Raw genomic sequence first — 13,401 nt, 5'->3', positions numbered from 1 at the left:
TCGGCACTCTACTCGGCCATGGCTCTCGGCGAGAATCCCCGACCGCCCCTCCTGTAGAGATCCGCCTATGTTCGATCCAGTCAACGAGCCGTCCTTTCGTCTCGATGTAGCGGGTCTGTCCGACCCCTTCGAAGTTCTGGCCTTTACCGGAAGTGAGGGCATCAGCGAGCCCTTTGCCTTTGACATCGACCTGTTGATCGCTGACCCGCACCTGGACCTTGCCGGTCTGTTGTACCGCTGCGCCTTCCTGCAGTTCGGCCCATTGCGCGCAGGCCTGAATGGTCAGTTGCTGCGTGTGGTCCAGTACGAGCACGGCGAGGGGTTGCGGTTATGTCGTGTTTCGCTGGGGCCGAAGCTGAGTTGTCTGGCGCTGCGTTTCAGTCAGCGGATTTTCAGCGGCCGTTCGGTGCCGCAGATTTTGATGCAGGTCCTCAAGGAGCATGGAATTGTCGGTGCACAATGCCGGTTTGACCTGCATGGCGACTATCCGCCACGCGCCTTTTGCACTCAGTACCGCGAGTCTGATCTGCAATTTGTCCAGCGTCTGTGCGCGCAGGCGCACATCCACTACTACTTCGAGCATGGGCGTGACGGGCATTGCCTGGTCTTCGGCGATGACCCCAGGCAATTGCCCGGAGCTGGCGCGGCGTCCTTCGATCACCTCGGCAAATCGCCGGCAGTACGTCGCTGGCAACTGCAGGCGGGCACACGAGCCGGCGGCGAGACTGCCCCGGCGTTGCGCACGGCTGAGGGGCAATCGGATCTGTCGGCCCTGCGCAGCGGGCAGTGGCTGTCGCTGCACGGCCATCCCTTTGCCGAGTGCAACCGGCACTGGCTGCTGAGCCGGATCGAACATCGCGCCGATACTGGCGCTGAACCGCCCTACAGCAATCGCATCGCGGGCGTCGCGCAAATGCTGGCGCCTGCCGCTACCGCCCGGCTCAGGCCGCCGATGCACAGTCTGCAACGGGCCTGGGTGGTGTCGGTTGACGAGCCGCGCCCGGATCATTCGCGACCGGTGGCGGTGCAGTTCGACTGGCTCTATCAAGGCGAAGGTGCCGCCGCGAGCCATTGCTGGCTGCCGCTCGCCCCGTCGCTGAACGCGACCTCGCTGGCGACCCTGCGTGAAGGTGTCGAGGTGGTGGTGAGTTTTCTTGAGGGCGACCCGGATCAACCCGTGATCAGCGGGGTATTGCTGGAACCGGCACTTGCCGACGACAACGAAGAAGACGAGCCGGTTTTTGCTGACGAACTGCCCAGTGCCGGGTTTGCGCAATGGCTGAAGTCGGCGGAACCGATGTTGCTGTTGTGTCTGGTGCCCGGTGGTGGCAGTTACCAGCATTGTCCGGCGTCGGTGTGCAGCTGTCGGTTGCTCGCTTCGCTGGACCAGAGCGGCGCACCATGAGCGGCGCGGCGCTTGAGCCACCTGCGCGGTGGTTGCTGCTCGACGGTCCCGACGCGCCCCGTGCCCTGGCGGTATTGCGCCAGAGCTTCGTCGCGGTGCGCCGCTGGCAATTATTCGAGGGCACCGAGTTTCAACCGGTCAGCGACGTGGGCCCGGTGTTGGTCGACTTACAGGCTCAAAGCGCGTTGGCAGCGTTGTGTCACCACGATCCGTTTACCTGGCGCGGGCTGCTGCTCGACTCAGATGCCTCGGAGCAACTGCTGTTGAGTCACCTGCGGCGCATGCTGACGGTTTCGTTCGGCCGCAATCACCGGGCCTTGCTCGGCTATTACAACCGCCAGACCGCGAGCTATTTCTTCGACGCCTGCGATGCCGCCGAGCTGAGTCGCTGGCTGGGGCCGATCCGCCGGTTGCGCTGGTTCGGCGGCACCTGGCCCGATCGGGCGATCGGCAGTCAAGGCTGGCAGCAATTGCGCAATCCGCAGTGGCCGGTCGAACCCTTGGGGATCGAACAAAGCCTCACGTATCGTCAGCGCGAGCGGTTGCAGACGTGCCTGCTGGAACAGCACATCTGGCGCTGGAGCCGAGCGATGGGAACCGATTACGTGTGCATGGCCTCCCATGTTCAGCAAGGTCTGGCCCTGGGTTTCAGCGAGCGGACGGTGCTGGATGCCTGGTTGTGGTTACGCTTGCAGCATCCCCGGGCGGAACTGCCAGACTTTCCGCGCGCGCTGACCGCGCAGGAGCGGCTCGACCACGTGCGGCGGTACTGGCAGAAAGATCAAACGTGAGGTAAGGCGTCCATGGCAAATCCTTCGCGGCAGTGGTTCGGCACAGTCCTCGGCGGGCTCCTGCTGATGGTGCTGACAGGGTGTTCACCGGTCAGGCTGCTGAATGCGCTGACCCCCAACGACACCTTCCACCGAACCGCCGGCATTGCCTATGGCGCCGATCCACGGCAGAAACTCGACGTGTACATGCCACGCCAGCCACTGGAAGGGGCGCCGGTGGTGGTGTTTTTCTACGGCGGCAGCTGGAACAGCGGCGATCGCGGCGATTACGCCTTTGTCGGCGAGGCCCTGGCGTCGCGGGGAATCGTCGCGGTGCTGGCGGATTATCGACTGTACCCGCAAGTGCGTTATCCGCTGTTTCTCGAGGACTCGGCGCAGGCGGTGGCCTGGACCCGGGCACACATACGCGCGTTCTCCGGCAACCCGCAGCGCCTGTACCTGATGGGCCACAGTTCCGGGGCCTACAACGCGGCGATGCTGGCGCTTGACCCAAGCCTGCTGGGGGCGGTGGGCATGTCGTCGAAAGACCTCAGCGGCTGGATCGGCCTGGCCGGCCCTTATGATTTTCTGCCAATCAAGAATGCCGACGTGCGCCCGGTGTTTTTCTGGCCGGACTCACCGCCGCAATCGCAACCGATCAACCATGTCAGGCGGGGCGAACCCCCGGCGCTGCTGATCGCCGCGACCCGGGACACTCTGGTCAACCCGACGCGCAACACCGCAGGCCTGGCACGCAAACTGCGCGAGGCGGGCGTGCCGGTTCAGGACCTGTACTACTCGCGGCCCAGTCATGTGACGCTGGTGGCAACCCTGTCACGACCGCTTCGGCGTCTGGCGCCGGTGCTCGACCAGGTGGTGTCATTCGTCAAGCACACGCCGGCTCAGTGAACACCGCCGCTGAACCAGCCGTCGTGACGTCGCAGCCACAGGGCGATGCCACCGAGGGTCAGGCTGCGCAGGACCATGAACAGCAGGAAAGAGATCCACAGCCCGTGATTGCCCAGCCCTTGCAACGCCCAGGCAAACGGCAACAGCAGGGCGATGGTCAGCAGCATGCCGTTGCGCATTTCCCGGGCGCGGGTGGCGCCGATGAACAGGCCGTCGAGCAGGTAGCTCCAGACCGCAATCAACGGCAGCACGGCGAGATACGGCAGGTAGATGAACGCCGTGTCGCGTACGTTCTGGATGTTGGTCTGCATTTCGATGAACAAGTGCCCGGCCAACAGAAACAATGCGGCAAACCCCAGGCTGGCGATCAGTGACCAGCCACCGGCCACCACCAGCGAACGGCGCAGCGCGAGGCGATCACGAGCACCGATGGCGTGGCCGCACAAGGCTTCGACCGCATGGGCCAGACCATCCAGCGCATGGGCGGTCAGCAGCAGGCCGTTGAGCAGCAGCGCATTGGCGGCGACGGTCGCATCGCCCAGCCGCGCGCCTTGCACGGTGATGATGAAAAACACCGATTGCAGGGCCAGGCTGCGGATGAAAATGTCGCGATTGACCGCCAGCAGCGGGCGCCAGCTGTGCCACAGCTTCAACGCGGCCCAGGCGATGTACCCGGGATAGGCGCGCAAGGCGCCACGGGTCAACCACAGGCCGAGCAGGGCGCCGCTCCATTCGGCGATCACCGAAGCCCGAGCCGAACCGACCACGCCCCATTCCAGGCCAATGACGAACCACAGGTTGAGGGCGATGTTGATCAGGTTGGTGCTCAGCAGAATCGCCAGTGGTGCGCGGGCGTTCTGGGTGCCGAGGAACCAGCCGACCAGCGCATAACTGGCCAGCGCGGCCGGCAGGCCGAACAACCGGGTGTGAAAGAAGTCGCGGGTCAGTTGATCGAGTTCGGCCGACGGCTGCATGAAGTGCAACGCGACCTCGCTCAATGGCACGCCGAGGGTGCCGAGCACCAGCGCCAGGCCCATCGCCAGCAACAAGCCCTGCAACAGAATCTGCCGCAACGCCGCGCCATCGCTGCGCCCGGCAGCCTGTGCGGCAAACCCGGTGGTGCCCATGCGCAGAAACCCCATGGCCCAGGCCAGAAAGGTGTACAGGCTGGCGCCGACCGCCACCGCCCCCAATTGATGGGCATGGGGCAAGTGACCGATGACAGTGCTGTCGACCAGCGCCACCAGTGGCACGGAAATATTGGAAAGAATCATCGGCGCGGCAAGCGCCCAGACCTTGCGGTGAGTCGGGCGGTCGCGCCAGTCGGCAATCAGGTTGGACATGCGGGCTCCTTGGGAGCTGCATTGTAGCGGTAGAAGCGACCCTCACCCCAGCCCTCTCCCGGAGGGAGAGGGAGTCGACCTCTGGCGTTTTCAAAACCGGAGTTCGACGCGGCATTGCAAGTCGGTGTATTTCTCGAAAACACTCCGGTCAGTCCTCTCTCCCGGTCGGAGAGGGCTGGGGTGAGGGCGTTTTCAAAACCGGAGTTCGACGCGGTATCGCAAGTCGGTGTACTTCTCGAAAACACTCCGGTCAGTCCTCTCTCCCGGAGGGAGAGGGAGCCGATCTCTGGCGTTTTCAAAACCGGAGTTCGACGCGGCATTGCAAGTCGGTGTACTTCTCGAAAACACTTCGGTCAGTCCCCTCTCCCGCTGCGAGAGGGAGCCGATCTCTGGCGTTTTCAAAACCGGAGTTCGACGCGGTATTGCAAGTCGGTGTACTTCTCGAAAACACTTCGGTCAGTCCCCTCTCCCGTTGCGAGAGGGAGCCGATCTCTGGCGTTTTCAAAACCGGAGTTCGACGCGGTATCGCAAGTCGGTGTACTTCTCGAAAACACTCCGGTCAGTCCTCTCTCCCGGTCGGAGAGGGCGCCGATCTCTGGCGTTTTCAGAACCGCAGTTCGACGCGGCATTGCAAGTCGGTGTACTTCTTGAAAACACCCCGGTCAGTCCCCTCTCCCGGTGGGAGAGTGAGCCGACCTCTGGCGTTTTCAAAACCGGAGTTCGACGCGGTATTGCAAGTCGGTGTACTTCTCGAAAACACTCCGGTCAGTCCCCTCTCCCTCCGGGAGAGGGTTAGGGTGAGGGGCTTTTGAAGGCGTTAATGGATAATCCAGCTCAGTAACCACAACCCCAGCAGCAACCAGATGATCCCGGCAATGATCGACGCATTCATGAACGCACGGATCGCTGACCACAACAGCATCAAGCCGACAATCAGCGCGAGGATGCTGATGATCGAGGTGTCCATGCCCAGCGTCCTGGCCAGCCCATCGACGAAATTGCCGCCGGCGTTGCTCAGAATGTTGAACAAGCCGCTGAGCCCATCGACGATGAAGCGGATGATCGAGCCGAGTGCCTGGCCGAGCCATTCGAAAAAGCTTTCTACCTGCATGTGTGCATCCTGATGAAAAGAGCTGAGCCTTGGGCCGCAGCGGAGGTGGCCGAGTTCCCTGCAACTATAGAGGGTTTGCCTAAAGCCCGCTCCCACCAAAAGCGCAGCGCGCCGCTTGCCTTCGGGACGTATCCCCCCGAAGCTATACGCCTTCAGGAGAGCCCGATGAACCTTGTTGAATTGACCGAACGCCTGCACGCCATTCGCGACCGTAATGACTGGCGACCATTTCACAGCCCGAAAAACCTCGCCATGGCCGCCAGCGTCGAGATGTCCGAATTGGTGGAGATTTTCCAGTGGCTGAGCGAAGACCAGTCGCGCCAGTTGCCGGCGGACACACTGGCGCATGCCGGGCAGGAAGTCGGCGATATCGTCCTGTATTTGTTATTGCTGTGCAGTGAACTGGGCCTGGACATGAACGAAGTGGTGCGCGCCAAGCTCGCCGACAGCGAACGGCGGTTCAGCTGATGAGCGACCGGCATTTCGATCAGTTGGCGACGCGGTTCGCCGAGAAAATCTACGGCGGCGCCAAAGGCGCGATTCGCCTCGCGGTGTTGCAGGCCGACCTCGCTGAAGCGCTGCCGGATCGGCCGCTGCGGGTGCTCGATATCGGTGGCGGCCTCGGCCACATGTCATTGTGGCTGGCCGAACGCGGGCATGACGTGACCTTCACGGAACCTGCCGAGCCGATGCTCGAAGGCGCCCGCCAGCGTTTCGCCGAGGCCGGGCAGACCGCGACATTCATCCAGGCACCGTGGCAGGCACTGCTCGGTCAACTCACCGAACCGTATGATCTGGTAATCTGCCACGCCGTACTCGAATGGCTGGCCGAACCCCATGCGATTCTGCCGGTGCTGCATCAACTGACCAGGCCCGGCGGCTGGTTGTCGCTGGCGTTCTACAACCGCGATGCCTTGATCTATCGCAACCTGCTCAAAGGCCATTTCAAGAAAATGCGCAAGAACAGCCTGGCCGGCGAAAAGCAGAGCCTGACGCCTCAGCAGCCGCTGGATCCGCGGGAACTGGCCACGCAACTCGCCGGCTTGTGGCAGGTCGAAACGCAAAGCGGGATCCGGGTTTTCCACGACTACATGCCTTTGGAATTCCAGGCCCGCGCCGAACTGGTGGACTTGCTGGAAATGGAGCTCGCCCACCGTCGTCACCCAAGCTTCGCCGGGCTTGGGCGTTACTTGCACTGGATCTGCCGGCCGATCTGATCGGAGCGCGACATGAAAGCTCAATCCGGATTATTGCTGATGTGTCTGGGATTGGCTGCCTGCCAGGGCAGCAACCCTTACGTGGCGCAGTCGCGGCCCTTGCCCCCCGCGCCAGCGCAAGCGGCCAACACCTTTGATCGCAGCGCGTACCCGGCACCGCCACGGGATTACGGGCGCTACCGCAGTTGGGCCTGGCTCAACGGCCAACTGCCGCCGGGCACGGCGTGGGCTGACTCGGCACAAGTGGCCGAAGCAGTGAGCAATGCGCTGGATCAGCGCGGCTTGCGCCCGTTGCACGACAAGCGTCCGGCCGATCTGCTGGTGAGCGCCAATCTGCGCCTGGAAACCCGTTTGCGTCAGGTGCAGGACGACTATGGTTATTACGGCAGTGGCTACGGCGGCTACGATCGTTATGGCCGCGGCTACGGCATGTACAACACGGTACCGATTGTGCGCACGTATCAGGAGCAGGTCGTGGTGGTGCAGGTCAATCTGTTCGACGCCGGCACCGGTCAACCGGTGTGGAGCGCCAGTGCCGAAACCGCCAACCAGGGCAGCCAGCTCGTGCGCACCGATGCCATTCGCGAGGCGTTGGAAAAAGCCATGTCGACGTATCCACCGAGCTAATCTTCAAGTCAGCCTTTTTCGCAGGGTCATGTCTTCCACCGGAGAAATGCCATGTTCCGCCGTCTCGCTTTACTGGCCATGGCCGCGCTGCTCAGCGCCTGCGCCGCCAACCAGGTCAACCATGATTTTGATGCCAGCCGCGATTTCGCTGCCTACCGCAGCTGGGGCTGGAAAGAGCCCGCCCTGCAATATCGTCCCGATGATCCGCGAATCAAGAGCGACCTGACCGAGCAGCGTATCCGCCAGTCGGTTGCCGATCAGCTCGATCAACGTGGCTTGCGTCCGGCCGCCGCGGGTGCCAGGGGCGATTTGAATGTGCAGGCCTACCTGATCGTCGAAGATCGTCAGCAGCAAGTGACGACCAACTACGGCGGTGGTTGGGGTGGCCCGTGGAACGGTTACTGGGGCGCGCCGATGTACAACGAAACGCGCAACATCACTTATAAGGTCGCGACCATCCAGATTGATCTGCTCGACGGCAAGGACGGCAAACTGGTCTGGCGTGGCAGTGACGAGCAAATGCTCAGCAGCTCGCCGAATCCGCAGGAGCGCAGCAAGGCGATTCGCGAAACGGTCGGGCGGATCCTCGCCAACTATCCACCGCGCTAAGACGGCATAAAAACAACTCCCCTGTAGGCGCGAGCCTGCTGGCGATGGCGGTCTGTCTGGCACTTTGTTGTTGAATGTGCCGCCGTTGTCGCGAGCAGGCGTACTCCTACAGGGTTTTGCGGTGTATGGAATGGCGCGTTGCCAGTAGTGGCTACTACACTCAATTGCACCCATGGAGGCAGCGCCCGGCAGTGGGCCGGCAAAGGAGTGCGCCATGTCGCCCCGTTCTCGTTTCAAAGGCCGCACCCGGCAACGCGGGGCGATCGGTCTGATGGCCGCGCTGACACTCGGACTGGCCCTGGTGTGCATGGTGCTGGTGGTCGACAGCGGCCGCTTGTACATGGAACAGCGTCGCCTGCAGCGCGTGGTGGATGTGGCGGCCCTGGAAGCGGTATCGCGCCAGGGCGATTGCCTGGCGGGCACAACGGCTGCCACTTACGCCACCGCGAGTGCTGCGCGCAACGACTTCACGGTGGGCTCGGAGACAACCCTGACTGTGACCTGCGGCACCGTGCAGACCGGAGCGAACAACCTGCGGACGTTCACCGCGAACGCTGCGCAAAAGCAAGCCATCAGCGTGGTTGCCACCCGCGTGGTGCCAACCAGCGTCGCCGCCGCCCTCTACGCCCTGTTCACACCGGGTTCGGTGTCCCCGACCACACGCCTTACGGCCACCGCCGTCGGTACTTATGCGGTGTTGCCACCGATCGCACAACTGACCCTCGGCACCACGGCGCTGACCATCGACGCCAGCAAATCGGCAGCCCTCAATGCACTGATCGGGCAGATGCTCGGCGGTAATCTCAACCTGAGTGTGGCGGGCTGGCAGGGGTTGGTGAACACCAATATCAATGTGCTGAGCTACCTCAATCAGCTGGCACTGGACGTCAACGTTCAAGCCGGCAATTACACGCAACTGCTCGGCCAGAACATCCAGCTGACGCAACTGATCGACACCGCCATCAACGTGCTGACCCAGGGCGGCAACACGGCCAGTGTGGCCGTCGACGGTCTGGTCGGGCTGCGAGCGGTGGTCGGCAATACCTCGGTGGTGCTCGGGCAACTGCTGCAATTGCAGACCGGCGCCACGTCTTCGGCGCTCAATGCCAATCTTCAAGTGTTCCAGTTGGTGGAAGCCTTCGTGCAACTGGCCAACAGTCAGAATGCGTTGGTGGCGAGCGTGCCGCTGAACATTCCGGGGCTGGTCAATGGTTCGGTCAAGGTCAAGGTCATCGAGCCGCCGCAACTGTCGGCGTTCGGTAACCCGGCGCTGGCCAAGGCCGACCCGATGGGCGCCAACCGGATCTACGTGCGAACCGCGCAAGTCCGCACAGTGATTTCGTTGAACCTGCCATTGCTGACCGGCGTCACCGGCCTGGCCAATGCGATTGTCAGCACGCCGCTGGTGGGCGGGCTGACCGATACCCTGAACAACCTGTTGCACCTGAACATCGCCGGCACCTTGAACTCGTTGTTCTGCACACTGGGAGGCACCTGCCAGCGGACCGACCTGAAAATCCTCCCGACCTCGACCATCGACATCGCACTGGATGTGGCGGCCGCCGACAGCCATGTCACCGATTACACCTGCGTCAGCGATGCGACCAAGACCCTGACCACCCAGACCAACTCGTCGCTGGTCAAGCTCAAGGTCGGCAGGATCGACACCGCCAATGCCTTTTCGTCCTCGGCAGACATCACTGTGCAGCCGCTGGCGCTGATCGACGTCGGCGTCGTCACCTGTACCATTCCGCTGCTGGGGCTCGGCTCGGCGACCTGTGACCCGAACAGTCGCAAACCGTTCTACGGCGGTGGTCTGGGGGTGAAGGTCGATACCTCGGTGGCCGCCACCCAAAGCACGCACATCTACAATCAGCCACCGGAAATCAAAACCCCGCCGCAGTACTACAGTTTTGCTACCCAGGGCGTGGTCGACAGCCTTCGGGGCACGTTGGCCGGGGTTCAGGTGCAGGCATACAAACCGACCGGCTCCAGCCTGTTGGGCGGTTTGCTCACCACCACCGCCGATGTGCTGGCGGGGGTGAACAACACGCTGGGGGTGGTGATCGACAACCTGCTCAGTCCGGTGCTCGATCCGATTCTTGACGGCTTGCTCGCCAACCTCGGCATCACCCTGAACAAGGTTGACGTCGGCGCCAACCTCAGTTGCAAGCCGCCCGGACAACCGATGCTGGCGATCTAGTCGACCACGGCAAGCGGCAGTTCAATGCAGAAGCGTGCGCCTTCATCGCCATTGCGCACGCTCAGGCGTCCGCCCATGTTTTCGACGATGCCGTAGCTCACCGACAGCCCCAGGCCGGTGCCGACGCCCACCGGTTTGGTGGTGAAAAAAGGCTCGAAAATCCGCTCCAGCAGGCGTTGGTCGATGCCGCCGCCGTTGTCCTCCACCCACAATCGCACCACATGCTCGTCGCTCTCGGCGGACACCGCGATCCACGGCTGGAAGTCGCGATCGGCTTCGCGCTTGCTCAGCAGCGCATCCCGGGCGTTGACCATCAGGTTGATCAGCACCTGTTCCAGTTGATCGACATAACCGCGCACCTGCACCTGCAAGTCCGACTCCTTGAGCCGCAGTTCCACGCCTTTGCCGCGCAAGCCCTCCGAGAGCAGCGACAAGGTGCCGTCGATGGCCTCGAGTGGGTTGAACGGATGTTGTTCGATTTCCGAGCGGCGTCCGAATACCCGCATGTGATCGACCACCCGCGCGGCGCGCTGGACCTGGGCGTCGATGCGGTTGAGTTTGTCGGTCAGGTAATCGACCTGCACATCGCCGTTGCCCAAGCGTTTGAGCACGTTGACGATGGCCATGCGCATCACGTTGAGCGGTTGATTGATTTCGTGCGCCAGACCGGTGGCCATTTCGCCGAGGGTGGCCATTTTCGCGCTCTGCGTGAGTTGCTGTTGCGAGCGGCGGACCTCGGTGTTGTCGCGGCCCACCGCTTGCACTTCGAGCAGGCGCCCCTGCTCGTCGAACACGCCGCGATCCGACCAGACCCACCACGCATGTTCACGCCCTGGCAGGCGCAGATTGACTTCGGCTGTGCTCACCGGCACCTGCGGGGTCAGTTGCGCCAGACGCTGGGTGAACGCTGCGCGCTGTTCGTCCGACATCCAGCTGCCGAGGTTGACCCCGGGCAACTGCTCCGGCGCGCACTCCAGATACGTCGCCAGGGGCCGATTGCCGAAGATCAGGGTCAGGTCCGGACGGTAGCGACAGATCATCGCCGGCGAATCCTCGACCAGAATCCGGTAGCGTTCTTCGCTCGCCCGTACCTGCTCGGCGGCAAGCGTCGCCTCGGTGATATCCAGCCACAGGCCCACGGCCTCCACCGGCAAGCCGAGGTCGTCGCGCAGCAGCTTGGCTTCATCGAGCAACCAGTGTGCATGGCCTTGCCGGTCGAGGACCCGATAGCGCGTGCTCACCGTGCCCTCGCGCAGCAATTGTCGCGTGCGCTGGAAATACTCCGCGCGGTCGTCAGGATGCACGTGTTCGACCAGTGCGCCATCGCTGCAGTCGGCCAGACTCCAGCCCAGCAGCGGTTGCAGACTGGCGCTGAAAAATGTCGGTTGCAGCGCGCCTTCGACATAGCGCTGCACATAAATCACCGCCGGTGAGCTGGCGATCAGGTTGTCCAGCCGCGCATGGGCGGCGGCGGCCTGTTGCTGCTGATTCTTGATGTCGCTGATGTCGAGCATGAACCCCACGAGCCGGCGTCCGGCACCGATGCCCAGCGCCTGGCCCTGCACCCGATACCACAGCAATTGCGCCTGTTCGCAGGGTTGCAGGCGCACGCATAACTCCAGCGGTGTGCCCTCATCCTGCAAGGCTTGCAGCTGACTGCGCAGTTCATCGCGATCGGCGGGGTGCACCCGGGCGAACCAGTCCTGCAGCGACAGGCGAGTTGCCGGCAGGCCCAGGCTGTCGGCCAGCGACCTGGCCAGTTGCACTTCGGCGCTGTCGAACACTTCCCACCATCCGGTGCCGAGCAGTGCCTGAAGCGCTTCCAGGCGTTCCAGTTGTTGCTGATGGCGGTGCTCGCGCAAACTTTCCAGCAGTGGCGCGGCGATGGCGGTGGCCAGTGCCAGCCAGTCACGATCGCCAAGGTCTGGCGCCTGTTGCCCGGCGTCATAGTTGGCGCAAAGCAGCCAGGCCGCGACTCCTTGAGCATCACAGTAGGGCACCGCAAAGCCCGGATTGGGGCCAAACACGCTGCTCAGGCGCGGCTGCACGCTGGCCTGCAGGGCTTGCGGGGCCGCACTGTTCAGACTGTCCAGCGCGGTCCCCAGTCCTTGCGCCGGGCTCCACAGCTGCGGCGCCCCGGGCGCGCAGTAGTGCTGATGGATCTGCCAGCCTTGTTCCTGATCATCGAGTACCGCCAGCGCCAGACACGGGATGTGCAAGTACTGACTGACGCGTTGCAATTGTTCGCCCAGCACCTGCACCAGGCGCGTGAAACTGCACAGGCGCAGTTGCTCGCGGATCTGCCCCGCGAGCCACTGGCATTGTTCGCGACTGCGCGCCTGACGCCGCTCGCCGAGCAGGTCACCGATGTCGAGCAAGTGCAGCAACCAGCCATCACCCTGAGGCTGAACCCAGCCGCGTAAATGCAGGGGCGGCCCGGTCTGGCTGAAAAAATCCAGATCGAGAGTTTGCCCTTGCCAGTCCTGCGGCCGACCTTCTACCACCAGGCCGCTGTGGGGCAGCAGGTAGTCTGTCAGGTGCGTGACCGAACGCGCCGTCAACCGCAGCAGGGCATGGCGCACGGGGCCGCCCAGGTGTTCGACGTGGCCCTCACCGTCCAGATACACCTGCAGGCCGACGCCCGGCACGAGCGGCAGATCCGTAGCCTCGGGCGTTCCCGGCGGTCGATTGAGCAGGCGCCCGAACAAGGTGTCCCCGGGACTCAAAACTGCAGGCTCGAGGAGGCGCGTAACGTCGCCGGCAGACGTGGCACCGTACCGATTCCCGGCAGTACCAGAAACGGCAGCGCCTGATTCAACTTGGAGGTGGGGTAATTGATGCTCACCGTCAGCAATCCGCCGACATAGGTGATGCTGCTGTCGGTGGCGGCATTGAAGTTCAGAGCCCCGGGCAGCCAGCCCAGTTGCCGGGTCAGTTCGGTGCGGGCGAGGGTGGTCAGCGCGGTGGGGTAGTTGGCGGTAGCCGGGTCCAGCGCCACGCTGCGGCGCACCGTTTCGGCGGTGGACTCGTTGAACGACTGCATCAGCAGCAGCGGCAAGCTGTAACTCACCAGGCCATAAAACACCGCGAAGAACACCACGAACACCAGGGCGAACTCGATGGCCACGGCGCCTTTTTGCTTGCGGGGGAGGTTGGTTTTCATGAGTGCGTCTACCCTGACAATCACTACGTAATGTCAGCATAGAA

At 63.3% G+C, this 13,401-nt stretch carries 12 protein-coding genes; 8 read left to right on the top strand and 4 right to left on the bottom strand.

Going from position 1 to position 13,401, the window contains the following annotated elements; genetic code table 11:
• Window positions 1-67 precede the first annotated feature (67 nt).
• Genes PseuLF5_RS18430 through PseuLF5_RS18420 form a run of 3 tightly spaced genes read left to right on the top strand, consistent with a single transcriptional unit; the run spans window position 68 to window position 3,084 of the window.
• A complete protein-coding gene (locus PseuLF5_RS18430; RefSeq protein ID WP_340134266.1) occupies window positions 68-1,405 on the top strand; it encodes a type VI secretion system Vgr family protein in 1,338 nt (445 codons plus the stop codon).
• Window positions 1,402-2,196, top strand: coding sequence for a DUF4123 domain-containing protein (locus tag PseuLF5_RS18425; protein WP_340134265.1), 795 nt, complete (start codon window positions 1,402-1,404; stop codon window positions 2,194-2,196). Before PseuLF5_RS18430 ends, PseuLF5_RS18425 begins: the two co-directional genes overlap by 4 nt.
• A 12-nt stretch (window positions 2,197-2,208) precedes the next feature.
• Window positions 2,209-3,084, top strand: a complete 876-nt coding sequence (locus PseuLF5_RS18420; RefSeq protein ID WP_340134263.1) for an alpha/beta hydrolase — start codon at window positions 2,209-2,211, stop codon at window positions 3,082-3,084.
• Here PseuLF5_RS18420 and PseuLF5_RS18415 read toward each other — a convergent pair.
• Together PseuLF5_RS18415 and PseuLF5_RS18410 are read right to left on the bottom strand one after the other, a co-directional pair.
• On the bottom strand, window positions 3,078-4,427 hold the full coding sequence (locus tag PseuLF5_RS18415; protein WP_340134261.1) for an MATE family efflux transporter: 1,350 nt from the start codon (window positions 4,425-4,427) through the stop codon (window positions 3,078-3,080). The two genes, PseuLF5_RS18420 and PseuLF5_RS18415, sit on opposite strands and share 7 nt — an antisense overlap.
• A gap of 817 nt (window positions 4,428-5,244) precedes the next feature.
• Window positions 5,245-5,538, bottom strand: a complete 294-nt coding sequence (locus PseuLF5_RS18410; protein WP_115985475.1) for a hypothetical protein — start codon at window positions 5,536-5,538, stop codon at window positions 5,245-5,247.
• Window positions 5,539-5,703: 165 nt separating this feature from the next.
• Between PseuLF5_RS18410 and PseuLF5_RS18405 the strand changes: the two genes are divergently transcribed.
• The 5 genes from PseuLF5_RS18405 (at window position 5,704) to PseuLF5_RS18385 (ending at window position 10,194) form a co-directional block, all read left to right on the top strand.
• Window positions 5,704-6,006, top strand: coding sequence for a MazG-like family protein (locus PseuLF5_RS18405; protein ID WP_123471061.1), 303 nt, complete (start codon window positions 5,704-5,706; stop codon window positions 6,004-6,006).
• Window positions 6,006-6,755, top strand: coding sequence for a methyltransferase (locus PseuLF5_RS18400; protein ID WP_340134259.1), 750 nt, complete (start codon window positions 6,006-6,008; stop codon window positions 6,753-6,755). Before PseuLF5_RS18405 ends, PseuLF5_RS18400 begins: the two co-directional genes overlap by 1 nt.
• Window positions 6,756-6,767: 12 nt before the next feature.
• Window positions 6,768-7,382, top strand: a complete 615-nt coding sequence (locus tag PseuLF5_RS18395; protein WP_123471065.1) for a DUF4136 domain-containing protein — start codon at window positions 6,768-6,770, stop codon at window positions 7,380-7,382.
• Between the two features lie 51 nt (window positions 7,383-7,433).
• Window positions 7,434-7,991, top strand: coding sequence for a DUF4136 domain-containing protein (locus PseuLF5_RS18390; protein ID WP_123471066.1), 558 nt, complete (start codon window positions 7,434-7,436; stop codon window positions 7,989-7,991).
• A 214-nt stretch (window positions 7,992-8,205) separates the two neighbouring features.
• Complete coding sequence (locus PseuLF5_RS18385; RefSeq protein ID WP_340134257.1) at window positions 8,206-10,194, top strand: pilus assembly protein TadG-related protein; 1,989 nt, start codon at window positions 8,206-8,208, stop codon at window positions 10,192-10,194.
• On the opposite strand, the gene PseuLF5_RS18380 is transcribed toward PseuLF5_RS18385, so the two are convergent.
• Entirely contained in the window at window positions 10,191-12,920 is a 2,730-nt protein-coding gene (locus tag PseuLF5_RS18380; RefSeq protein WP_340134256.1) for a PAS domain-containing sensor histidine kinase, read from the bottom strand. The two genes, PseuLF5_RS18385 and PseuLF5_RS18380, sit on opposite strands and share 4 nt — an antisense overlap.
• On the bottom strand, window positions 12,917-13,357 hold the full coding sequence (locus tag PseuLF5_RS18375) for a TadE/TadG family type IV pilus assembly protein (protein ID WP_123471071.1): 441 nt from the start codon (window positions 13,355-13,357) through the stop codon (window positions 12,917-12,919). Before PseuLF5_RS18375 ends, PseuLF5_RS18380 begins: the two co-directional genes overlap by 4 nt.
• Between the last annotated feature and the right edge of the window lie 44 nt (window positions 13,358-13,401).

The sequence above is a fragment of the Pseudomonas sp. LF-5 genome (assembly GCF_037626295.1).
Taxonomy (GTDB): domain Bacteria; phylum Pseudomonadota; class Gammaproteobacteria; order Pseudomonadales; family Pseudomonadaceae; genus Aquipseudomonas; species Aquipseudomonas monsensis.
This window is presented reverse-complemented; position numbering and strand designations above follow the sequence as displayed.